Annotated in this window: 23 protein-coding genes; 14 read left to right on the plus strand and 9 right to left on the minus strand. The window is 49.4% G+C overall.

Translation table 11 applies throughout. From position 1 onward, the window contains the following. Positions 1-60: 60 nt before the first annotated feature. A complete protein-coding gene (locus tag AC4GL5_RS13970; RefSeq protein WP_490383406.1) occupies positions 61-2,769 on the minus strand; it encodes a hypothetical protein in 2,709 nt (902 codons plus the stop codon). A gap of 134 nt (positions 2,770-2,903) precedes the next feature. On the opposite strand from AC4GL5_RS13970, the gene AC4GL5_RS13975 reads away from it, so the two are divergent. The 4 genes from AC4GL5_RS13975 (at position 2,904) to AC4GL5_RS13990 (ending at position 5,842) form a co-directional block, all read left to right on the plus strand. Then, positions 2,904-3,245 (plus strand): hypothetical protein, encoded by a 342-nt coding sequence (locus AC4GL5_RS13975; protein ID WP_490383407.1) that lies wholly within the window; start codon positions 2,904-2,906, stop codon positions 3,243-3,245. Between the two features lie 238 nt (positions 3,246-3,483). Continuing rightward, complete coding sequence (locus AC4GL5_RS13980; protein ID WP_490383408.1) at positions 3,484-3,909, plus strand: hypothetical protein; 426 nt, start codon at positions 3,484-3,486, stop codon at positions 3,907-3,909. A 266-nt stretch (positions 3,910-4,175) separates the two neighbouring features. Then, complete coding sequence (locus tag AC4GL5_RS13985) at positions 4,176-5,369, plus strand: coiled-coil domain-containing protein (protein WP_490383409.1); 1,194 nt, start codon at positions 4,176-4,178, stop codon at positions 5,367-5,369. 317 nt (positions 5,370-5,686) lie between these two features. Beyond that, positions 5,687-5,842, plus strand: coding sequence for a hypothetical protein (locus AC4GL5_RS13990; RefSeq protein WP_490383410.1), 156 nt, complete (start codon positions 5,687-5,689; stop codon positions 5,840-5,842). A gap of 51 nt (positions 5,843-5,893) precedes the next feature. Here the strand turns inward: AC4GL5_RS13990 and AC4GL5_RS13995 are convergent, their stop codons facing one another. Then, positions 5,894-6,523 (minus strand): LysE/ArgO family amino acid transporter, encoded by a 630-nt coding sequence (locus tag AC4GL5_RS13995; protein ID WP_490383411.1) that lies wholly within the window; start codon positions 6,521-6,523, stop codon positions 5,894-5,896. A 189-nt stretch (positions 6,524-6,712) separates the two neighbouring features. On the opposite strand from AC4GL5_RS13995, the gene AC4GL5_RS14000 reads away from it, so the two are divergent. Continuing rightward, on the plus strand, positions 6,713-7,654 hold the full coding sequence (locus AC4GL5_RS14000) for a LysR family transcriptional regulator ArgP (protein WP_490383412.1): 942 nt from the start codon (positions 6,713-6,715) through the stop codon (positions 7,652-7,654). A 98-nt stretch (positions 7,655-7,752) separates the two neighbouring features. Next, complete coding sequence (locus AC4GL5_RS14005) at positions 7,753-8,511, plus strand: hypothetical protein (protein ID WP_490383413.1); 759 nt, start codon at positions 7,753-7,755, stop codon at positions 8,509-8,511. A 62-nt stretch (positions 8,512-8,573) separates the two neighbouring features. Here the strand turns inward: AC4GL5_RS14005 and AC4GL5_RS14010 are convergent, their stop codons facing one another. After that, positions 8,574-9,758 (minus strand): benzoate/H(+) symporter BenE family transporter, encoded by a 1,185-nt coding sequence (locus AC4GL5_RS14010; RefSeq protein ID WP_490383414.1) that lies wholly within the window; start codon positions 9,756-9,758, stop codon positions 8,574-8,576. A gap of 159 nt (positions 9,759-9,917) precedes the next feature. On the opposite strand from AC4GL5_RS14010, the gene AC4GL5_RS14015 reads away from it, so the two are divergent. Then, entirely contained in the window at positions 9,918-10,517 is a 600-nt protein-coding gene (locus AC4GL5_RS14015) for a helix-turn-helix domain-containing protein (RefSeq protein ID WP_490383415.1), read from the plus strand. 89 nt (positions 10,518-10,606) lie between these two features. Here the strand turns inward: AC4GL5_RS14015 and AC4GL5_RS14020 are convergent, their stop codons facing one another. From AC4GL5_RS14020 to AC4GL5_RS14045, 6 genes are all read right to left on the minus strand, one after another. After that, positions 10,607-11,038, minus strand: coding sequence for a DoxX family protein (locus tag AC4GL5_RS14020; RefSeq protein WP_490383416.1), 432 nt, complete (start codon positions 11,036-11,038; stop codon positions 10,607-10,609). A 186-nt stretch (positions 11,039-11,224) separates the two neighbouring features. Then, positions 11,225-11,764 (minus strand): DUF924 family protein, encoded by a 540-nt coding sequence (locus AC4GL5_RS14025; RefSeq protein WP_490383417.1) that lies wholly within the window; start codon positions 11,762-11,764, stop codon positions 11,225-11,227. Between the two features lie 88 nt (positions 11,765-11,852). Further along, a complete protein-coding gene (locus tag AC4GL5_RS14030) occupies positions 11,853-12,425 on the minus strand; it encodes a DUF3299 domain-containing protein (protein ID WP_490383418.1) in 573 nt (190 codons plus the stop codon). Positions 12,426-12,519: 94 nt separating this feature from the next. After that, positions 12,520-13,830 (minus strand): ABC transporter permease, encoded by a 1,311-nt coding sequence (locus AC4GL5_RS14035; protein ID WP_490383419.1) that lies wholly within the window; start codon positions 13,828-13,830, stop codon positions 12,520-12,522. Next, positions 13,827-14,585: an ABC transporter ATP-binding protein gene (locus AC4GL5_RS14040; RefSeq protein ID WP_490383420.1), complete on the minus strand. Its 759-nt coding sequence runs from the start codon at positions 14,583-14,585 to the stop codon at positions 13,827-13,829. The genes AC4GL5_RS14035 and AC4GL5_RS14040 overlap by 4 nt, the downstream gene beginning before the upstream one ends. Further along, the gene (locus AC4GL5_RS14045) at positions 14,566-15,312 is read right to left on the minus strand and encodes a ZrgA family zinc uptake protein (protein WP_490383421.1); all 747 of its coding nucleotides are present in this window, start codon (positions 15,310-15,312) and stop codon (positions 14,566-14,568) included. Before AC4GL5_RS14045 ends, AC4GL5_RS14040 begins: the two co-directional genes overlap by 20 nt. A 398-nt stretch (positions 15,313-15,710) precedes the next feature. On the opposite strand from AC4GL5_RS14045, the gene nth reads away from it, so the two are divergent. From nth to gloA, 7 genes are all read left to right on the plus strand, one after another. After that, the gene (nth, locus tag AC4GL5_RS14050) at positions 15,711-16,346 is read left to right on the plus strand and encodes an endonuclease III (protein ID WP_490383422.1); all 636 of its coding nucleotides are present in this window, start codon (positions 15,711-15,713) and stop codon (positions 16,344-16,346) included. A 258-nt stretch (positions 16,347-16,604) separates the two neighbouring features. Beyond that, positions 16,605-16,787, plus strand: coding sequence for a hypothetical protein (locus tag AC4GL5_RS14055; RefSeq protein WP_490383423.1), 183 nt, complete (start codon positions 16,605-16,607; stop codon positions 16,785-16,787). A 481-nt stretch (positions 16,788-17,268) separates the two neighbouring features. After that, entirely contained in the window at positions 17,269-18,267 is a 999-nt protein-coding gene (locus AC4GL5_RS14060) for a cobalamin-binding protein (RefSeq protein ID WP_490383424.1), read from the plus strand. Further along, entirely contained in the window at positions 18,264-19,313 is a 1,050-nt protein-coding gene (locus tag AC4GL5_RS14065; RefSeq protein WP_490383425.1) for a FecCD family ABC transporter permease, read from the plus strand. The genes AC4GL5_RS14060 and AC4GL5_RS14065 overlap by 4 nt, the downstream gene beginning before the upstream one ends. After that, positions 19,310-20,110 (plus strand): ABC transporter ATP-binding protein, encoded by an 801-nt coding sequence (locus tag AC4GL5_RS14070; protein WP_490383426.1) that lies wholly within the window; start codon positions 19,310-19,312, stop codon positions 20,108-20,110. The genes AC4GL5_RS14065 and AC4GL5_RS14070 overlap by 4 nt, the downstream gene beginning before the upstream one ends. A 31-nt stretch (positions 20,111-20,141) precedes the next feature. Beyond that, on the plus strand, positions 20,142-20,723 hold the full coding sequence (locus tag AC4GL5_RS14075; protein WP_490383427.1) for a hypothetical protein: 582 nt from the start codon (positions 20,142-20,144) through the stop codon (positions 20,721-20,723). Between the two features lie 173 nt (positions 20,724-20,896). Next, positions 20,897-21,307 carry a lactoylglutathione lyase gene (gene gloA / locus AC4GL5_RS14080; protein WP_490383428.1) on the plus strand — a complete coding sequence of 137 codons (411 nt, stop codon included), beginning with the start codon at positions 20,897-20,899 and terminating at the stop codon, positions 21,305-21,307. The last annotated feature ends 74 nt before the right edge of the window (positions 21,308-21,381 follow it).

Genomic DNA, 21,381 nt, shown 5'->3' on the forward strand with positions numbered 1-21,381 from the left:
TTGCGTGGGTTGTATTTAGGCTAATAAAGTTCAAGGGGGATACTCCCCCTTGAACTCCCGCTAGTTAGAATCTAAATAGATTTCACTTGCACGAACAGACTTACCATTAGTTGACATGCCTTCTTCTGGTACTATTAACAAGCTTTGTCCAATTTCGAGTTGACACCAGTCTCTCCAATTGCCATCTTTGAAATTGCTATAGTGTAAAAAATAGTCTGCTCCTGACATATTTCTTGCGAAGAGAAAGCTAGCCTTGTCTTTTGGTCGATTAGATATTCTAACTTTTACCAAGCCTGATAGTTCTGTATCTCTGTCATCAACTACGTCGTATACACTTCCTACTGATGCACCTGTAAACGGATTGCCTTCAATTTCAATAGCCGACAACTCTTTTATCAAGCTGTCTGCAACACGCTTTTGATCAATCTGAAGAATTTCGAAAATATGTTTGTAAGCAAACTGAAGCAATTCAAGAGCTTCCTCAGGGAATTCCTGACGATAAATTGGACGTGAAAAACAAAACTCGACCTCTCCAAGTAACTTTAAAGCCTGAACATTCGCCACTCGAAGATAACCATCGTTCTGAAAGACATCAGCTAGTATTCTTGATGATCTAATTAATGCATCAACCGTCTCTGATGGACTATCATCGACAAGCCCCTCCATTTTCCTCTTCCAAGCACTCGCACGATATGTCCCAAGAACGGCCCTGTAAGGACCAGAATCTTTCCATTTTTTTGTTTTTTCTAAGACTAGCTCGTATTGACCAGAAAATAATAAAGCAAGAAAATAACCACTATAAATTGACCGTCCAAATGCAATTATTTCTTTTTCAGGCCTTGCCCATCCCTTATCAATCAACTTCTCATAAGTCAGATAAGAGTCTTCAAATTTTTTAACATTATGATACAGCCTTGCCAAAAGATAATATGAAGCAGGATCATCCGGGGAGTTTTTAATTGCGAGATTATAATGATCTTCAGCTGAGTTATAATCTTTCAACACTGAAAGAACCCTTGCAAAGGCACGATGAAACAATGCGTTATTCTCATAAATAAACATAGAATCCTTCAACCTTCTGAACAAAGAAACAGCTATATCCGTATTCTTTTCAGCCTTCTTAATACTACTATTAACCTCTGTCAACAGTATTTTTAAACTTTGATTTGTCTCGCTGGGTATATAGTTAGAGTGCCAAACCTGCAATTCCTTTGCATTCTGTCGAATGTCAATTTCATTCGACAAATTCCTTCTTTTATGAATATAGTCTTGAACTTTACTTCTGGCTTTAAGATTTCTTGGTGAAACAATCAAAAGATCTCGGACCGAATCACTTAAAGAATAAGATTCACCTTCTTCCGAAGATGTTCTTAAGATAAGACTTGTTTTAGATAGCTCTCCTATTGCCGCTGACACCTCATCTATAGACTTATCTAGCAGTTCACACAACGACAACCTAGAAGAATTATCTTCAACAAAAATTGTTTCAAGAATTTCAACCGCGCTAGGAGTCAAAACATCAATCAAATTATTGTATGAGAATTCAGCAATCTCTTTGTTAGCAACATTAATTGAGCTTGGCAGATCATTGCCTGTGACAATCAAATCGATTGTAAGCCGGATAGCTAGGGGGTTGTAAAAACATGATTTCGTCAACTGTTTGAACGTTGCGTCATCAAGTGAAGGCCCTGCTCTCTTTGACAAATAAGTTCTTGCCAAGTGTATAGCAGATTTTTCTTTTAGTGCATCTAAACTAAGTATTGTTGAATTCGATACAGCAATACGGCTTGTTAAGAGAACCTTCCAACTCGGAGGTAGCTGGTGATTCAGCTCTTCAAAAGATTCCTGCTTCTCTCTCAATAGAGTTTCAAGATTATCTATACACAATAATATTTTGTCATTACACTTTGATTCAACTAGCTGATCAAAATCAGTATAGCCTTCGTCGTAAACATCATTAATAGAGGAAACAATATTTAATTTTAACTCCTCCATCGTTTCAATTGAATCAAGTGAAACAACACCTTCTGCCGTTAGTTTTTCAGTCTTCATTGTTACAAAAACCACTGAGTCCAACATAGCAGAATAACTTGGTGTAGACACAACAGTATTAAGTAGGTCTAGTGCTAGTGCTGTTTTACCAGCACCACCAGGAGCAACCAATGCAACAGTATTAACACGGGGGTTAGATATATATTTCTTAAGTTCTTGTATTTCCTTTGAACGACCAATTAGGCCTGTCAAACCATGATCGAATTGATCAGGTAGATTGTTAGGAATTTGCCAAATTACTTTAGAAACCCATTCCTCTGGAGGGTCAATCACTGTGCCTTGTTCTGCTAGCTCCAGAACTTTTTTCACATCACTGAGGCCAAGAATTTCGTTAACTGGATCACTAGCAATAGTTGCAACCCTATACCAATAGCAATCCCAAAAGGGTCTATTAGGATGAGAAATTGCATTTCTAATTTCATATATATCTAAATGATGAAAAAGAGAGTAAAAATAGTTAATGGAGTCAATAAGACTACTATCCTGAGCTATATCTAGTGCAAAACCAAACAGCTCATCAAGATACGTAGCCTCAACAACATCTTTAATTGATTTTTTATTAAAAACCCTACCTCTATCAACCTCTCTTTTATGAATATTTTCTAGCGAGTCAAGATTAAGAGATGAAATATCACCATTATTTAAAACAAAGTTACCGAGAGACTCCTCTATTTGGTGTAGCAACATTGTTGTCTTTCTCTTTACCATACTACTCATCGATACTTCCCTATTTTGATTCAATGGCATACTTTTACCATTTAACCAACTATTCAAACATAGAAAAATAGTATTAGACAAAAAAGCCCCGATATTTGTCGTAGCAAGTCCGGCCAGAACAGAACTACGTTCTGGTGGATGACGTAACCAACATGGGTGGGACACAGGCGGAGTTAGCCAACTACATTCAGCTGAACGGCGGCACTGTATTAGGTACAATCGTGCTGGTTAATGCAGGCCGATCAAAAGAATTACTGGCTCCCAAAAAACATCTTCGTTTACTGGAGGATCGCTACAATGACTCAATCCAAAAACTCTTCGGCATCCACATCTTAGCCTTCACAGCCAACGAAGCCTCTTATCTCGTCGGCTTTAGAACGCTTAACGAGATCCGAAATCGATGCGCTAAGGCAGAAAAAGAAACAATTAACCGTCTCTTATCAAAAGGTCATCAAAGACCGAGTGGCTCAGCATAAAGCTGCCGTTCAGGGCTAGATTCCTCCCTCCTACTCACAGCCAAGCGCCCTTAAGGTTAGCCTTAAGGGCGTTTTCATTTACACCGCCGCTATCACCAAACTCTCTAAAATCTGCCCTGCCATAAGCACCTGCCACCCAGTTGACGGATCAGCGAAGTAGGATACGTTCACTCTCAAGCCCCGTTTTAAGGGCTTTCTGTCCGAACTCATTACTTTTCTGATTTAAGGAATTAAGGCTATGGCAATAATCTCTGCTCAGTCTGGGTTGAACCAGATATTTCTCAGTACCCAACGTATCTTCGGGGGTGTTCTCGCACTTGGCTGGGGTGGCTTATTCGGTATCAGCGACAGCGCATTTCCGTTCTTAGTAACAGCACTGCTGATAGTCATGTTTGCACATTTTCTGCTCTTAAGTGTGCCACTGCTACGTATGCTAGTCAGTCTTGCGTCAGTGGCTTCGCTCACCAGCTTCACCATGCTTGGGGCGCATTTTATCGTCTATTATGAATTGGAAAATACAGCCCTCCCAGATACCTTTCCCCTAGAGAGTAGCCAGTGGATCAGCTACGCCGCCATATTAGCCATCAGTCTGCTAGCCGAAAATGTGCTGGGCAAAGCCCTCGAACACTACGAGCAGCAAACAGCGGCTACAAGCCAGCAATAGCCAAAGACCTCAATGGCTCAGGCAGTCCTGAGCCATAACTTACTTTAACTGTGCCCTGCCCGCTGTATCGACTAGAGTGCAGCCCCTGTAACAAGTCTGAGCGGGCTCTAACTCTAGCTACAGGATTATCTGGTATAGTTGCCATTTCCCTTTAGGCCGCACTACAGGATGTAACTACGCCGGATAACAAATCCGTTTTTTTACCCCCGAAACAATCGCTGTTTGCTACGGGTAACTCTGTAATTAACCCCGTTAATCTGCTTGTGGTGTTTCTGATCGCTTTTTCATGGTTAAGCTTTTTTGATCAAAGAACCGTCGACTTTATCGACAGCAGCCTGCTGCAAAGTCTTGCGGCTTTTGCGACAGCAAAAGGCTTAAACGGTGTGATCGGTGTGCTGGAATCCACGGATATTACCCTGTTTGGTTCAGCGTCTTTTGATATCGGTAAGATTCTGGCCCCCGCAAAGGAGCTGATCGATCAGTTTGCTGAGATCATGGAATATGCCATCGGCTCACTGATGCTACAGAAGCTGCTGATCACCATCAGTTCCAGTACTTTTTTTAAGCTGCTGCTGACGGTATTTGGTGCGATTTTTCTGGTTTTTCACCTCTTTCGCCACAAATATCGTGAGTTTTATCAGCACTATGACTTGGTTTATAAGAGCTTTGTCACCCTGCTATTTGCTCGCTTTTTCTTCCTTCTGGTGTTTGGTCTGACCTCAGCTTTAGATAGCGCATTTATAGCCAATACCACTACCGAAAAGATTGCCAGTATCGAAGGTACACCTGGAGAGGTTGACCCCACAGGGCAGATTAGCGCGGAGGAACAGGAAGAAAGACGCAAGCTCAATGCTGAGCTGAAAAATGTCAGCGAACAGCTGGGTGAACAACAGACAAAGCTGTTAAATATTAAAGACCAGATCGATGCTGAAAACCAAAGTATCGATAGTTTTGAGCCCCAAATTACAGAACTAAAAGAACAACTTAGCTTTACCGAACGTCTTACCGGTAGCTCCGACGATAGTGCAGCACAGAAGCGACTGGATCAGCTGAAGCAGCTGCAAACCCAGCAGGATGAGCACGAACAAGCCAGGGATCAACTACAGGACCAACAGGAAGAAGTCAGCGAGCAGATCGGCCTGTTAAGTGAACAGATTTCTGATCTGGAGGATGCCATCGAAAACTTCGGGAAAGACACACTCGCCATGATGCGCTCTCTGGGCGTCGATTTTATTAAGTCTGCCAGGGATAAACTGGAAACCGCTGCTGATACCGCACTGGAACTGACTGTGCTGTTTATCTTTAAGTCGGTTTTGTTGCCGCTGCTGTTTATCTTTGCCGGATATAAACTCTTTATACAGCTCTGGCATTATGATGTACGCCAACTGCGACATACCAACTGGCGGGATATCGCAGGCGACAGCAGCAAAGAGGATAAACCAGTTCTTCCGGCATCTTGAGGGTAAACAAAACAGGATGTGCTAATCCCTAAGCCCAGTGCCTACATTAACCCCCAGTCTACATTAAGCCCCTAAACTAAGAGTTCAGGGGCTTTTTCGATTGCAGTCCTCCTTACCAAAGCGTTTCTTAGTGCTCGGTACATAAACTTACAGTCTTTAGCCCAACATCAGCCTTAAGCTTTAATAACCAGCATTATTTTTTGATTTGGATCACCAAAAATCAACATCGATTACATTAACCTTACGCGCAGATTACAAATCATTGTTAGGTCATCATTCTTGGCCGACAGCGTGAAATTCATACAGGGATGTAAGTTATGAAAGTTCGGCTTATTCATAGTGCTTATGGCATCACCTATTGGCTGGCAGAACTACGCCTAAGCGATAGCCGGATGCTTAGTGCCCAAGGTGAGACCTACCGTGAGGCAATGAACAGTTGCCTGGATAAGTATCAGCGGCTGAAACAGCCCTAAATGCCGTTCCTCCATCCAATAACCCTTAGCCACAAGATGAACAGCCTCTTGTTACAGTGCAGATAGCACCAAACTCACTGCAATCGACCACATCATCAGGCAGACGGCTGCATCTAATACCCGCCATGCGATCGGTTTCTGGAACAGAGGCGCGAGCCAACGCGCGCCAAGGCTGATCCCGAAGAACCAGATAAAGGAGAAACTGATTGCACCGAAGCCAAACCAGAAGCGCTCACCTTCCGGATACTGGCCGCCGATGCTGCCGATAAGCACCACGGTATCCAAGTAGGCATGGGGATTCAGCAGGGTAACCGCGAGCGTCGTCAGCAGCGCCTTTTTCAGGCTGGTTGCGCCTTTGCGATCCGCCTCCAGGCTCTGATCTTTCAATGCTGAGCGCAGCGCACCAAACCCGTACCAGAACAGGAAGGCTGCCCCGCCCCAGCGGGCAACGCTAAGCCATAACTCATTCTGGCTGATCAGAGCGCCCATACCGGCAACACCCAAGGTAATCAGCACCGCATCAAAAAAGCTGCACACACCGGCTATCGGCCAGTGGTACTGTCGTTTCAGACCCTGAGACAAAACAAAAGCGTTCTGCGCACCAATGGCCATAATCAGACCTGCGCTGGTTCCCAGCCCTTTAATCAGGGCCCATAAATAAAGACTTGCTGCCGCACTCATCACGCACTCCAAAAGAAAACATCGACACCGGAGCACCTGCCCCGGCAAAGGTTCTACTGACAACGACCGTATCAATGGAGTGCATCTTGCCCCTGCGCTCAAATTAAGTAAAACTAATGATTTTAATTAACCATTAAAATATCTAATCATGCTAACTACAGCCTGCTTAGACTCGTAAGGAATAGCACCATGAGCCTGTCACTGGACCCGAAACAACTCAGCGCTTTGCATGCGGTGATTGAGGAGCAAAGCTTCGAGAAAGCCGCTAAACGCCTGCATGTGACACAATCCGCCATCTCCCAGCGGATTCGGCAGCTGGAGGAGAAACTGGGACAGGCGGTGATTATCCGTAGCACGCCTCTGGTGCCGACAGCGACGGGTCAGCGAGTGCTGAAGTTTTACCATCAGTTGTCGTTACTGGAGGGTGAGCTGAGCCTGAGTCTGGATCAGGCCACGGAACAGGGCTTCAGCCGTATGCCGGTGGCGGTTAACGCCGACAGTCTGGATACCTGGTTTCCTGAGGCGCTGGCACCCTTAGTGGATCGGCACCCCTGGGGGCTGGATATTAAGATCGACGATCAGGAGCAGACCCATCATCTGCTGAAAACCGGTGAAGTACTGGGCTGTGTCAGTGCCTCGTCGCAGGCGATGCAGGGTTGTGATTGCTTTCCCTTAGGAGTGATGCGCTATCGGGCACTGGCAACACCGGGTTATATCGCCCGCTATTTTCCCGAGGGTGTCACCGAGTCAGCCGTGGCTGAAGCACCTGTGGTGGAGTTTAATCATAAGGATGAGCTGCAGAATCACTTTCTGCGCCATATCGGCTTGAGTGGAGCAATTTATCCGAAGCACCGCATTCCGGCCACAGGCCCCTACTTTCATCTGATTCGTTTAGGACTTGGCTGGGGCATGGTGCCGGATCAGCAGAGCCAACCCTACATGGACCTGAGCAACCCGGAGAACGCTACTGTGACAGAACTGGCACCGGGGCAAACCATCGATGTACCGCTCTACTGGCATGTATGGAACCTGAAATCAGAAAGCCTCAAGCTACTGACTAAAGCGGTGATAAAAGGGGCAGAGAAAAGCTTGGCACCCATGACGATACTCGATGAAACGTCCATAGACTAACCCATTACAGCTGAATTTAATCGTTTGATAAATGCTCATCATTGCTGAACAATAACGGCAATAGCGAATCTTCACGACATCCCCAGACAGATCAGATAATGCAACGAATCAAGCAACCGTTTTTACTGACCACCGCAACACTATTTTCTTGTGCAGCGCTGGTTTCATTGCCCGTTCAGGCCACAGGCCCGGATACCAGCACGCCCTTTGCCTTTAACCATTTTCAGCATCAGCTGGGGGCTGGAATGTCAGGTAGCGGGGAACAGAGCAACTTTAAGGGAGTCTTCCACCGCTACGATAACCTCAACTATGGGGGGATCTCACTGAATAAACGCTCAGCCAACGACCTTGAGCAATCCGGTAATGGCGTGGTTTTTAACTACGGATTTTCCATCACCGAAAACAGCGAGGATTATAAGTGGCAACTGGATAGTTACCTCAGCGCCAGCTATGAAGTGGCATTAAGCAGCAATACTCAGGCAAACCTGGGAGTCAGCCTGAGCGTGAACGGCCTGCCCTATCGCATCTTTTTTAACGACGATGACAACAAAGTAGCCACCGCTTATTCCGTTGGCCCGTTAGTGGGTATTCGCCACCAGATTCAGTTAGCACAGGGGCAAACGCTGACGCCTTTCGCACATTACTTTTACAGCAGTCAGTCGATCTCCAGCCGATCGCTGTGGAATATCTTCGCCGATGCTTTTACCGATCCTGAAAAAGACCGTTCCGTGCATGACTATCAGGATGTCATCGTACTGGGGGCAACCGCTGATCTGCACAATTTTCTGATCACACCGGTGTATGTGAAAAGTGATTCCGATGAAAGCTGGCATATGAGTCTGGGAGTCAGCTACTAACTCGACTGAATGGAACCAGCTTCACCCTGCAGCCCATCATCAGTGGACTGCAGGGTAAAGCGCTACTTTCTTCGGGCCAGATGATAAACCATCAACCCTGCAACCAGCCCCCAGAAGGCACTGCCTAATCCACCAAGGACAACACCGGAAGCGGTCACCAGAAAAGTCAGCAGGGCAGCTTCACGCTCAACAGGATCCGCCAAAGCCGCTGCCAGACTGTTACCTATGGTTCCCAGCAAGGCTAAACCGGCAATCGCCATAATCAATCCCTGGGGGAAGGCCGCAAAAACAGCCGCCACGCTGGCACCAAAAATACCCGTCATCAGATAGAACAACCCGGCCCAGACCGACGCCTGATAGCGCTTATCCGGGTTCGGCCCCGCTTCTTTGCCCATACAGATCGCCGCTGTAATCGCTGCCAGATTGAAGGAGAAGCCACCAAAGGGGGCCAGTAATACCCCAGCCAGTCCGGTTGAAGTCATTAAGGGTGAAACCGGCGTCTGAAAGCCATTCCCCCGAAGCACAGCAACCCCCGGCATATTCTGGGAAGCCATGGTGACGATAAACAGTGGAATCCCCACACCCAGCATCCCCTGCAGGCTGACTTCAGGCAGCATCAGCACCGGCTCGGCTAATTGCCATTCGATATTACTGAAGGTCAGTTGCCCCTGTAGGGCAGCAACCACCATACCCACCAGCAGTACCGCAGGAATCACATAACGTGGCAGCAGGTGTTTGATCAGGATATAGGCCAGCACCATCAGGCCCACTAACAGCAGATCGCTTTCCAGAGAACGAAACGCGTTCAGACCAAACTGCAGCAACACTCCCGCCAGCATCGCCCCGGCCAGAGATTGCGGCACCTGCTTCATCAGACGATCAAAAAATCCGGTCAGTCCGCAAATAAGGATCAGTGATGAGCTAAACAGGAAGATACCTATCGCCTGCTCGATACTGAAACCCGGCAGCGAGGTCACCAGCAACGCCGCCCCCGGTGTCGACCACGCGGTTAGGATGGGGGTTTTAAACCAGAGAGAAAGCCCGGCACTGGTAATTCCCATGCCGATCCCCAGCGCCCAGAGCCAAGAGCTGATCTGAGCGCCCGTTGCTCCTGCCGCTTCTGCCGCCTGAAAAATAATCACGGCTGAACTGGTATACCCCACCAGAACAGCTACAAAACCTGCTGAGATATAGGAAAGGCTGAAGAAGCCAGCCAGCCCGCCTCTTTCTGTCGCCACTGCTTTCATAATGGATCCTGTCTACAAATGCTGCTCTATAAATACTGTGTTAAATAATGTGCGCTATAGCGCACAGATAAAATAACACTACGAGCGCTATAACGCACAAGTATTTTTTATATAATGCACCTTCGAATCAAGGATCACTCCATTAAGGAAACCTAAGTAATGCAGGAAATTAACCGGCATCTGGCAGATACCCTAAAAGCGGAACGCAAACAACGGGGCTGGAGCCTCGACAAAGCCGCCGCCGAAACAGGTGTCAGTAAAGCGATGCTGGGGCAGATTGAGCGCGGAGAATCCAGTCCGACAGTTGCCACGCTCTGGAAAATTGCCGGTGGTTTTCGTTGCTCTCTGTCCACCTTTATAGAAGCCGACGGTGATAAGAACCCGGACCAGAGCAGTGCTCCGCTATCGTCCGGAAAACCTCAGATACGCTCCGCCGATAAGATTCGTCACCAACCAGCACAGGACCTGATGCTGGTCGCCCCCCTGTTTCCCTTTGATCCGCGAATGGGATTTGAGATTTTTGAGCTCAGCCTGCTTCCCGGCTATGAGCGGGAATCCGAGCCCCATGAAACCGGGGTCACCGAGTTTGTTCTGGTTATTGAAGGGATGATGGAGGTTCTGGTTGAAGGCCGATGGCGTAGTTTGGAGAAAGGAATGAGCATTCGGTTCTCAGCAGACAGACCCCACGGTTATCGTAACCTAAGTGACAGTACTGCTCGCTTTCACAATATTATTCATTACCCGGATCGCAGTGAGTAGCCAGAGTGATCTAAAAATAATCTCTGCCACAAAACAAAAAACCGGCCAGGGCCGGTTCTTTGTTGATACATGTTCTGAGTAACCTGATGTTAACTCCAGCGCTGGCCACCTAAAGCATAACGACCTGCTCCGGTGTAAAGAATCGCGATACCGGCAAAGAAGAACACCATAATATGCTCGACCGCCCAGGCACCTGTTTTAGGGTTCAGGGCTGTGATATTGCCCGGACCTGTCATCAGCCAGGCAACGATCATAGTGAACGAGAAAATCAGTGCCGATGGTCGGGTCAGAACCCCTAAAATCATCAGTACCGGCGCAATCACTTCGCCCACATAAACCCCATAAGCAATAAAGGCCGGCAATCCCTGTGCCTGCAACATACCTTCGATACCGCCCACACCGGCCATTAGTTTGTGCACCCCATGGAACAGCATCATTCCCGCAAAAGCGACCCGAAGTAGCAAGAGACCAAAATCTGGGTTGTCAAACATCCGGTTAAATCGATCCACTAACTGCAACATATTCCGCTCCCAGCTTTGAAAAGTTTCATCCTGTAGATACAGCTTACTATCGCAGATCAGCAGAGAAATGTATTCCCGAAAGAAGTTCCCGTATGTATCTGTTTTTACAGGTTTGTTAGGAATACAGTGCCAGATCAAATTGGGCAGCCGACCGATTGGCTTATTAATTTTTAACGGCAGAAAACATCAGAAGGAAGAGCCGGGCTGCTGTAAAAATTCCAGCTCTTCGGGTGTGGAATCCCGTCCCAGAATTTTATTTCGGTGGGGATAGCGACCAAAGCGGTCGATGATCGCTTTGTGCCGGCGTTCATATTCCAGATTTTCCTCAAGCCCCAGAGCGCTGAATACCTCAATGGCGATCTCATGCATTTCCGGATCTTCACTGTGCATCAATGGCATGTAGAGAAATAAGCGCTCCTGTTGAGTCAGCGAACGATCATCACCGACTTCAATCGCTGCCAGAGTCAGCTGCAGAGCAAAGTCGTCAGCCGCAAAAGCCTGGGGGGTATCCCGATAGATATTACGGGAGAACTGCTCCAGTACAATAACCTCGGCCAGTCTGCCTCGGGGCTGAAAACGCCACTCCGCCAGTCGTCGCAGCTTGGCCTCAATCAGGGTGGATTCAAAACGCTCCCGGATTGTCTGATCCAGTGCATCGTCTTTAACCCACCACTGTTTTGGACTCAGTTCGTTAAACCAAAATTCAATAACTGGTTGCCACAGCATAGGTCTACCCTGTTTCTATTGATGTTTTCTGACTATAAAAGCTAAAACGACAGATTGCCAATTCCCACTCTTACAGTCAGATATAACATCAATATTCAATAGGCACGATATGCTCGGAATAGAGCGTGTAACCGGCAACAGCCAATTCAGTATCTTCGGAATCGACCGATAAGCGACCACTTACCCAGATCGCATCTTCCAACAAAGATTCCGCAATCGGGATCTGAGTCTTCACATAGATAATCTGATTGGAGGGGGGTGGCGGTGTATGAATACAGGCACCGAAATAAGGCACCAGCAGAAACTCGGTCACACCTTCCGGTGTAGTTTCCAGTGGCGCGATATACCCGCCCAAACGCACGGGCAAACCGTCCAATTTGCCCAGTACAGGAGCAGACTGGTACGCCTTCTGCAGCTTCTCCATGATCTCGATAATCAGAGGGTCATCATCGGTCAGCATGGCGATCTTCTCGGGATCGTACTGATCCAGAATCGCATCCGCCCGAAAGCCTTCCGGGATCAGATCTTCCCAGCTCAGATCCAGCAGGCGGTCTTCATCATTCCAGCGGGATTGCACCAGAGGTGATAACTGATCAAAGCCTTCGGGCTTATCCGCTGCCTGAGCTATCGACAGGGTCATACCAAATGCGATAGTGAGCATTAACCACTTAATAGGTTTAGAGAGCCGTTTCCCCACGCCTGTATCCTTTTCCAGAACAATAAATCAGATAAATGTTGAGCCACGTAAAACGCCATCATAGACGCACGGACAGCCCTTCCGCCAGCGAGATGCGATACGCCCGCATTCCCGGCCATAGTCCGACCAGTAAGCCAGCAAAAGCGATGATGCTAAGAAGTTGCAGCTCGGTCAAACTAAAACCGGCTACCGGTAACCAGATTCCCCATATCTCATACACCCAGGGAGCCGCAACCAACAACAACAAATAGAAAAGCCCTGCGCCCAGCAGCAAGCCTAACAGGGTCAGAATAAAGGCTTCAGCCACCAGCAGTAACATCACCTGCATCGGTCTGGCGCCAATCGCCCGTAAAATAGCGATCTCACGGCGACGTTCATTCAGCCCTGTCAGAATGACCGACATCAGACCAACAAGACCACTGATCACCACAAAACCAGCGACCACCAGCAACGCATTTTCAGCCACGCCGACCAACTTCCACAGCTGCTGTAAGGCAACGGCAGGCATCACCGCCTGTAAAGGCTCACCCACCATGTTCAGGCCCTGACCACCGTCATTGATCCGCCGCTGCAACTTAAACAGCTGGGTTTTCTTTTTCACCCCAACCAGGAGCGCGGTAATCGCTTCCGGCTGCAACTGTCCGGCATCCAGCTCGGCCTGCTGCCCCTGTTTCTCAGCAAAGCGGGCACGAATATCACTCAGCGCCGGTTTGCCCCAGCCGACATGAATCGCTTCAATACTTTGCAGACTGACCAGCACCGAACGGTCCACCGGCGTTCCGGTTCGCTCCAGCACGCCCACCAGTGTAAAGGGCTTATCATCGTGTTCTTTAAAGCTATGCCGCCCCATGCCGTGAGCGATTACTATCTTCTCACCGACCTTATAGCCAAGCTTTTGGGCGACTTCTGCTCCGATAACCGCCTCATAAAGCTCACTAAAGGGTTTGCCACTGTCAAAACTCAGAGCCTGCTTGCGACCGTATTTATAGAGATCAAAGTAAGCGGCATCAGTCCCCATCACCCGATAGCCTTTATGGGAATCCCCCAGCGCCAGCGGCAGTGTCCAGGCGACTTCCGGCATGGCGGCGATCTCTTCTGCAGCTTCCCAACTCATATTGGCACTGGCGTTGCCCAGTTGAAAAACAGAATAGAGCAGCAGCTGAATATCACCACTGGGCGCGCCAACAATCAGGTCGGTACCTGAGATGGTCTGATTAAAACTGGTACGGGCCTCGGTTCGCACCCGCTCAACGGTCAGCAACAAAGCAACGCTGAAGGCGATGGTCAGCACCGAAAGAAAAACCGTCAGGCGACGATTCAACAGGCTTTTGAAAGAGAGTCGCAGCAGCGTTGGCAGATTAAGCTTCATCGGTTTGCCTCCTGCGAATAAGTGTCTCCAGCGGATAAAGCGCGGTTCAGGCTGGGCAGATGCAGATGCTGGTCAAAGTGAGCTTTAAGGCCGTCATCGTGACTGACAAACACCAGCGAACTACCACTTTGCTCGGTTTCGGCCATCAGAAGCTGCAAAAACTGATCCCGGCTTTCACGGTCCAGTGCCGAGGTCGGCTCATCAGCAATAATCAGATCCGGAGCACCGATAAGAGCACGGGCGACAGCTACTCGCTGCTGCTGACCAATACTCAGGTTCATCACCGATTGCGTCCAGAGCGATTCCGGCAGCAGCAAACGGCTCAACAGCCGCTTGGCCTCATCTAACGCACTAACCTTAGCCTGTTTCAGATTTGCGGCACGCTGGCGGGAAAAATCACAGGCCAGGGTGACGTTATCCAGCACATTCAGGTAGGGCAGCAGATTAAACTGTTGAAACACCAATCCGATATTATCCGCCCGGAAATGATCCCGTTTGGCGGCACTCAAGCCTTCAATTTGCTGACCAGCAATCGCGATATGACCTGTTTGCGGCACCACAACACCTGCCAACAAGGATAACAGCGTACTTTTACCGCAACCACTGGGGCCATAAACGAAGAGACGCTCTCCGGCATTCAGCCGGAAAGCGTCAATTTCAAGAGCGGCCTGACCCTGTCCGGGCCAGGCAAAGCTAATGTGCTGCAGATCGATAATGGCCTTTTCGTTTAACACCTTACCACTCAAGGTTTCCATCTCCTTCACGCTCGGTTACGACAACAGTACGCTCAGAGACCGCCTCAATACGTAGCAGTTCCAGATACGGCAGCTGGCTGAAGAGTTTCAGCTCCAGTGGTGATGCCTGCTCACTATCGCAATGGAAGGTATAACTGGCTTCTACATCCACGTGGCCATCTTCATGGTCATGTCCCTCATGATCGTGCTCATCATGGTCGTGGGCTGCGTGTTCATTTTCGTCATGATCGTGTTCGTCATGGTCGTGAGCCGCATGCTCATTTTCGTCATGATCGTGCTCGTCATGGTCGTGGGCCGCGTGCTCATTTTCGTCATGATCGTGTTCATCATGATCATCCGCATGATGGCGCTCTTTATGTCCATCAGGCGACAGGAAGGGCAATGACACCTCTCGTTCTTCCATCTCACAACTAATCGGCAGTGTCAGCCATTTTTCCGGATGATAGAGCACCTCCTCGGCATGATGCAGCGCTTCAAGCTCTTTATCATTCGTTGGTGCGTGTTCATATCCGATTACACTATCTGCTGCTGCGGTAAAGCTCACCGAGATCTCTTTGCCATCCTGTGCCAGAGCAAGATGGGCAACACCATGCTCGTGCGCACTCAGATCAGCAGCATTAACAGGAGCAGCCAGCCACAGCAACGATAAAATAGGTAAGGCCGCATTCAGGGGCAGCACCCGCTTGGCGCTGAAAGGGAATCGTTTTTTAAGAGCAACAGGTTTCATAGTTCATCCTTTGAAGGCCATCAGCCTGCGAGAACGCGAGGGTATAAAATTCAGGCCCTGATTGACAGTGAGTTATTGATACTGCGATTAAAGCCCGATGTTAAAACGCTGTTTTTAACCGGGTCATTAGGCCCCCACAGGGCCAGCAATGCTACGAGGGTTGAGAGTTATAATAGAAAACAAGAAACGTTACAACATAACATTTAATCATCCTTTGCCCATGCTAACCCAACAGACCAAAGCAGCCCTTAACTTGGCAATCCCCAGCGGGGCTGAAATAATACCGATGCTATCACCACTGCCGGTCAACGAGGTGTATAGGCAATCCGCCTCTATGCCAATCATCATGAACACGATACAAGCAATACAAACGACGAGCATCCGGAATACCAACTGCTATGAATGCTGCAAAACGCTATGAAATTTTCTCCCGCCTGCGGGATAACAACCCTCACCCGACGACAGAGCTGAACTATTCGAGCCCGTTCGAACTCCTGATTGCAGTGCTGCTATCAGCCCAGGCAACCGATGTTGGCGTTAACAAGGCAACCGACAAGCTTTACCCGGTGGCCAACACCCCTCAGGCGATTTATGACCTGGGTGTTGATGGTCTCAAGGAGTACATCAAAACCATCGGTCTGTTTAACAGTAAAGCCGAGAACACCATCAAGACCTGCCGGATTCTGTTGGATAAACATAATGGCGAAGTCCCGCAAAACCGTAAGGACCTTGAAGCCCTGCCCGGCGTGGGCCGTAAAACCGCGAATGTGGTGCTGAATACTGCGTTTGGTCAGCCCACCATCGCCGTGGATACTCATATCTTCCGGGTGTCGAACCGTACCGGTATCGCCAAGGGTAAAAATGTTGATGAGGTGGAGCAGAAGCTACTGCGCCATGTGCCGAAGGAGTTCAAGCTGGATATTCACCACTGGCTGATCCTCCACGGCCGTTACACCTGTGTGGCCCGCAAGCCCCGTTGCGGCTCCTGCCTGATCGAAGATCTGTGTGAGTTTAAAGAAAAAACTGAAATCTGATCCCAATAGCCCACCCCTTTCACCTAGCGGGCTGGGCTTATTGCCTGCGCCACAACCCTGCTGCTGGCCTCGATCTTGCGCTGAGCGGTTACCGATTGTAACCCTCCTGTGGTTTATCTGCGGTAACGCAAAAGACCAGAGCAAACCCGATATGTCATAAAACTGTCATTTGACCTTGCCCGACCTGAAACGTATCGTCGTTGTATATACATTGCATATCACAACGATATTCAATACTGAAACAGGCAGGGCTTTGCTATGCCGCTGGACAAAAAGAAGAAAAAAAACAGTCAGCTGATTATCCGTATTAATCAGGAAGAAAGAGATGAATTTGTCTCTCTGTGCGATGAGCTGGACACCAGTGCCGCCAGGGAAGTCCGTCGTTTTATACGCAGTTTTCTGGCAGAACATCAGACAAGCGATAGTCAGTCGTCTGGTTGATTATCCGTTGTTCTGCAAACCAATCGCTCTGATTTGATGGAAACCCCACTGATCAGCAGGCGTTTTTTCAAAGTCGGTGAGTTTCTCACCGCACTCAATCTGAAAGGAGCAATACCATGGCTAAGGTAGCTAAGAAAGACGTTAAAAAAGAGATCAAAGCACGCGAAGCTAAGATCGAGAAGCACGAAGGCAAAGTTAAAAAACTGAAAAAAGCTCTGAAAAAAGCTAAGTAAGTTTTAGTTTTGTGCATAAAAAACGGCCTGCGGGCCGTTTTTTTTATGTCCTTTATTTACTTCCAGCCCTTTCCTCTGCCAGCCCTCTCTTTTCATCACCGTTAACCGTCTTTCCGGGACACCTGCGTACCCCAAAGACCGATCAGCCGTTCTGTTTCAGCGCCGAAGATGCGCTTTTTGTGCAGCAGTCTGACAGCTAACTTGATAAACTTGCCTCCCCCCGACACAGACTAAAGAATGGATTTTTTGTGAACCCGAGCCACACCACGCTACAGGCCCTTCAGCAAAACAGAAACGCCCCGGTCAAATGGAACACCCGCCGGGAAAGTACGCCGTTTCAGGTATTTCTAATAGGGCTGATTATCAGCGGCCTGTTTCTTTCCTTACCGGCTAAAGCGGAAATAACGGTGACGGATGACCAGCACACCGCTCTGACACTACCAGAGCCTGCCAATCGTATTGTTAGCCTGGCACCAAGTATCACCGAATTACTGTTCAGTGCGGGAGCCGGTGACAAAGTTGTCGCAGTGGTTCAGTACAGCGACTATCCGGAAGCGGCCAAAGCATTACCACGCGTGGGCGGTTACACCCAATTGGATGTCGAACGTATTTTGGCGTTACAGCCGGATCTGGTCATCGGCTGGCAAAGCGGTAATCAGCCACAGGCACTGGAGAAACTGCGCCAGCTGGGCATTCCGGTATATATCACCGAAACCCGTTTTCTGGAGCAGATTCCGGAGACTCTGGAACGTTTTGGCAAGCTTGCCGGCACCGATGATACCGCAACCCGGGAAGCAACCCGCTTTCGCAATACGCTGAACCAGCTCAAAAACCAATATCAGAACAAAGCCTCTGTGAGCGTTTTTTATCAGGTCTGGAATCAGCCGCTGATCACCATCAACAAACAAAACCTGATCAACCAGGTCATCGAAGCCTGCGGTGGCCGCAATGTCTTTGCGGATCTGGACACGATTGCCCCACGTATCGATGTGGAAGCGGTACTCCAAGCCAACCCGGATGCCATTGTTGCCAGCGGCATGGGGGTTGAACGTCCGGAGTGGCTTGATGAGTGGCTTAAATGGCCCGCCATCAGTGCCGTCAAAAATGACCAGCTGCACTTTATTCCTCCCGGCCATATCCAGCGTCAGACCGTGCGTGTGCTGCTGGGCGCTGAGCGTCTGTGTCAACAACTGGACCAGACCCGGATGCTGAAGATGACCTCAGGTCAGGAAGGTTCGGTACAGTGACCACAAACGGTTGTGCTCCTTCCCGTAGCTACAGTCAGCAACAGAAGCTTAAAGTTGGCTTCTGGCTGGGAGGGATCGCCTTCGCCTGTGGGCTAAGCCTTGTCCTGGCACTACTGACTGGCAGTATCAACGTTACGATCGAAGATCTCTGGCAACTGGTTCAGTTTCAGCTGGGTCTGATTCCCGAGCCCGACAATAGATTATCTGCAACAGTGATCACTGAACTGCGCTTACCACGGGCGCTTTCCGCTCTGGTCGTTGGTGCCGAACTGGCTTTGGCCGGTTGTCTGATGCAGGTGCTGCTGAGAAACCCACTGGCCGATCCTTATGTACTGGGGGTTTCAGGTGGTGCCGCTGTGGGAGCTCTTTTAAGCATTATGGCGGGGCTGGGCAGTTTCTGGGTTTCCGGCAGTGCTTTTGTTGGAGCACTGACAAACCTGCTGTTGGTATTTGGTCTGTCCCATGCCAGTGGGGTCTGGTCACCGTCCCGATTATTGTTAACCGGTGTTGTTACCGCTGCCGGTTGGGGAGCGGTGATCAGTTTTATGCTCTCCATCGGCGAAGACAATCAGCTGCGCGGCATGCTGTTCTGGCTGATGGGCGATCTGAGTCGCGCCAGCCTGCCCGGCTGGCACGGGCTTTTTCTGGTGCTGAGTTTGGGTATCAGCGCCCTGCTGGCCCGCCCGCTGAATATGATGCTGCGCGGCGAACTGCAGGCGAAAGCGCTGGGGGTTGCGGTTTACCCCCTGCAGATCACCCTCTACCTGCTGGCATCGGTACTGACCGCTTCGGCGGTAACGCAGGCAGGGAGTGTCGGTTTTCTGGGGTTAGTGGTGCCCCATATTCTGCGTCTGAGCCTGGGTTCTGACCATCGGCTGCTGTTACCCGCAACCGCGTTATCAGGTGCCTGCCTGCTGCTATTAGCTGATACCCTCGCCCGCACCCTGATCGCCCCGCAGCAACTACCGGTGGGTGTGATTACTGCTTTTATCGGTGTTCCGGTTTTCCTCTGGGTACTGCAAAAAAGTAACCGGGGGACGATATGATACCCAGCAGCAAGCCAAAAACCTTGTTAGCCTGCCACGATCTGACCGTCAGTATTGGCGGCAAAACCCTGTGTCAAAACTGGCAGCTGGAGCTTCAACCCGGCGAGATCTGGGGCATACTGGGAGGCAACGGAGCCGGTAAAACGACCTTGCTGCATACGTTGGCCGGATTGCGGGAAGCAGATCAGGGCGAGGTTCTACTGCAGGGCAACCCGCTGCAACAGCTGAAAAATCGTGAACGGGCCCAACAGCTCGGTTTTTTGCTTCAGGACGACAGCACAGCCTTTCCGGCGACGGTACTTGAAACCGCGTTGCAGGGACGACATCCTCATATGGGACTGTTCAGCTGGGAAAGCTCAGAAGATGAAGCAATCGCAATGATCGCATTGGAACAAGTCGGCCTGAGCGATTACTGCCAGCGTAATATCGACCAGCTCTCCGGTGGTGAACGCCAGCGACTCAAGATCGCCACACTTATGGTGCAGCAACCCAAAGTTTGGCTATTGGACGAACCGGCCAACCATCTGGATCTGCATCATCAGGTCAGTTTGCTGGAACAACTGATCCGTTCAGTGAAAGCCAACTCAGGGACACTGTTGATGAGTTTGCATGACCTGAATCTGGCACAGCGCTTCTGTGACAAACTGATCCTTCTTTTCCCATCTGACGCAAACGGTAGCGGGCCTGAGATGGGCGATAAAGCGGAACTGCTGACCGAAGAGAAACTTGAGCGCCTCTATCAACATCCGATTCGCCGTTTGGCAACTGAAGCCGGGACTGTATTTATTCCGGCCTGACCCTCTTTCATTCAGCTCAACAGGAACTCTTATGACGCCTTTACCCCTATCTGGCAAAGCAACCCTTCTGCGCACGCTCTTTTGCCTGATCCTCCTGACGTTTGCCGTTTCGGCACAGGCGGCCTGGTGGTCGCTGGGTGATGCTAGCGATGAAGACCGTGGTTATCAGGCTGAGCTTCCCGTGAACGAGAATTACCGGTTTGAGTGTGGTGCCTGTCATATCGCCTACCCGCCTCAGGTACTGCCTAAAGCCAGCTGGCAGAAGCTGTTTGCTAATCTGAATGATCACTTTGGTGAAGCCGCGACACCAGATAATCATCAGGCCGAAATCCTCAGCTATCTGCAAAACCACGCCAGCGACAGCCAACGGGCAGGCAAGTTTAAAGACTTCACCAAGCGCTTACAGAACCCGGCCCCCATCCGTATTACCGAGCTGAATTTCTGGCGGCTGAAGCACGACAAGGTGCTGAAAAAGAAAGCCCGCTTTATTACCGACAACCCGGATGTCGGCAGCGCCAGCCGCTGTAACGCCTGCCATGAAGATGCAGAAAAGGGGCTCTTTCAGAAACACACAGTCCTCATCCCTAACATTGAGAAGCGGGAGTACAAATAACGCCCATTAATCGCAGGCGGATTAAAAGCCAGCTGATTAATTACCATCTGCAGGCTACGTTGTAATCAGAGGACTTCACCCCCACTCTCTTCACTTATTACGCCATAACATCAGTTATGTCACAGGATACGATTTTGGCGACTGTTTGAACCTGACCGATTAGCGGAGAAATTATGCGTTTACTACACACCATGTTGCGGGTTGGCGACCTGCAAAAATCCATCGAGTTTTACACTAATGTGATGGGTATGCAGCTGCTGCGTCAGTCTGAGAATGAAGAGTATCAATACACCCTGGCTTTTCTGGGGTACGGCGATGAGTCCGACACCACGGTGATCGAGCTGACCTATAACTGGGGCACCACAGAGTATGATCTAGGCAACGGCTTTGGCCATCTGGCAATCGAAGTAGATGATGTTTACAGCGCCTGCGATAAAATCCGAGCGGCTGGTGGCACCATCACCCGTGAGCCAGGTCCGGTAAAAGGCGGCACGACCGAGATTGCCTTTGTCCGTGACCCCGATGGTTACGCGATTGAGCTGATCGCCAGTAAGTTTGCCGGTAAAGGTCTGGGTAAAGACTGATCAGAGCGAAGGGCGATACAATCAAGATTTAACGGCAGCGGGAGTCTCTGATTCCCGCTGCCGTTTTAGCTTCA

The sequence above is a fragment of the Oceanospirillum sp. genome, assembly GCF_982874595.1.

Excerpts from the sequence above, each read along its gene's own strand:
- AC4GL5_RS14035 (WP_490383419.1), bottom strand. The coding sequence starts at position 13,830 with ATGAAGCTTAATCTGCCAACGCTGCTGCGACTCTCTTTCAAAAGCCTG.
- AC4GL5_RS14030 (WP_490383418.1), bottom strand. The coding sequence starts at position 12,425 with ATGCTCACTATCGCATTTGGTATGACCCTGTCGATAGCTCAGGCAGCG.
- AC4GL5_RS14025 (WP_490383417.1), bottom strand. The coding sequence starts at position 11,764 with ATGCTGTGGCAACCAGTTATTGAATTTTGGTTTAACGAACTGAGTCCA.
- AC4GL5_RS13990 (WP_490383410.1), top strand. The coding sequence starts at position 5,687 with ATGAAAGTTCGGCTTATTCATAGTGCTTATGGCATCACCTATTGGCTG.
- AC4GL5_RS14010 (WP_490383414.1), bottom strand. The coding sequence starts at position 9,758 with ATGAAAGCAGTGGCGACAGAAAGAGGCGGGCTGGCTGGCTTCTTCAGC.
- AC4GL5_RS14055 (WP_490383423.1), top strand. The coding sequence starts at position 16,605 with ATGCCGCTGGACAAAAAGAAGAAAAAAAACAGTCAGCTGATTATCCGT.
- nth (WP_490383422.1), top strand. The coding sequence starts at position 15,711 with ATGAATGCTGCAAAACGCTATGAAATTTTCTCCCGCCTGCGGGATAAC.
- AC4GL5_RS14015 (WP_490383415.1), top strand. The coding sequence starts at position 9,918 with ATGCAGGAAATTAACCGGCATCTGGCAGATACCCTAAAAGCGGAACGC.
- AC4GL5_RS13970 (WP_490383406.1), bottom strand. The coding sequence starts at position 2,769 with ATGAGTAGTATGGTAAAGAGAAAGACAACAATGTTGCTACACCAAATA.
- AC4GL5_RS14000 (WP_490383412.1), top strand. The coding sequence starts at position 6,713 with ATGAGCCTGTCACTGGACCCGAAACAACTCAGCGCTTTGCATGCGGTG.
- AC4GL5_RS14045 (WP_490383421.1), bottom strand. The coding sequence starts at position 15,312 with ATGAAACCTGTTGCTCTTAAAAAACGATTCCCTTTCAGCGCCAAGCGG.
- AC4GL5_RS14005 (WP_490383413.1), top strand. The coding sequence starts at position 7,753 with ATGCAACGAATCAAGCAACCGTTTTTACTGACCACCGCAACACTATTT.
- AC4GL5_RS14020 (WP_490383416.1), bottom strand. The coding sequence starts at position 11,038 with ATGTTGCAGTTAGTGGATCGATTTAACCGGATGTTTGACAACCCAGAT.
- AC4GL5_RS13995 (WP_490383411.1), bottom strand. The coding sequence starts at position 6,523 with ATGAGTGCGGCAGCAAGTCTTTATTTATGGGCCCTGATTAAAGGGCTG.
- AC4GL5_RS14040 (WP_490383420.1), bottom strand. The coding sequence starts at position 14,585 with ATGGAAACCTTGAGTGGTAAGGTGTTAAACGAAAAGGCCATTATCGAT.
- AC4GL5_RS14070 (WP_490383426.1), top strand. The coding sequence starts at position 19,310 with ATGATACCCAGCAGCAAGCCAAAAACCTTGTTAGCCTGCCACGATCTG.
- AC4GL5_RS14075 (WP_490383427.1), top strand. The coding sequence starts at position 20,142 with ATGACGCCTTTACCCCTATCTGGCAAAGCAACCCTTCTGCGCACGCTC.
- AC4GL5_RS13980 (WP_490383408.1), top strand. The coding sequence starts at position 3,484 with ATGGCAATAATCTCTGCTCAGTCTGGGTTGAACCAGATATTTCTCAGT.
- gloA (WP_490383428.1), top strand. The coding sequence starts at position 20,897 with ATGCGTTTACTACACACCATGTTGCGGGTTGGCGACCTGCAAAAATCC.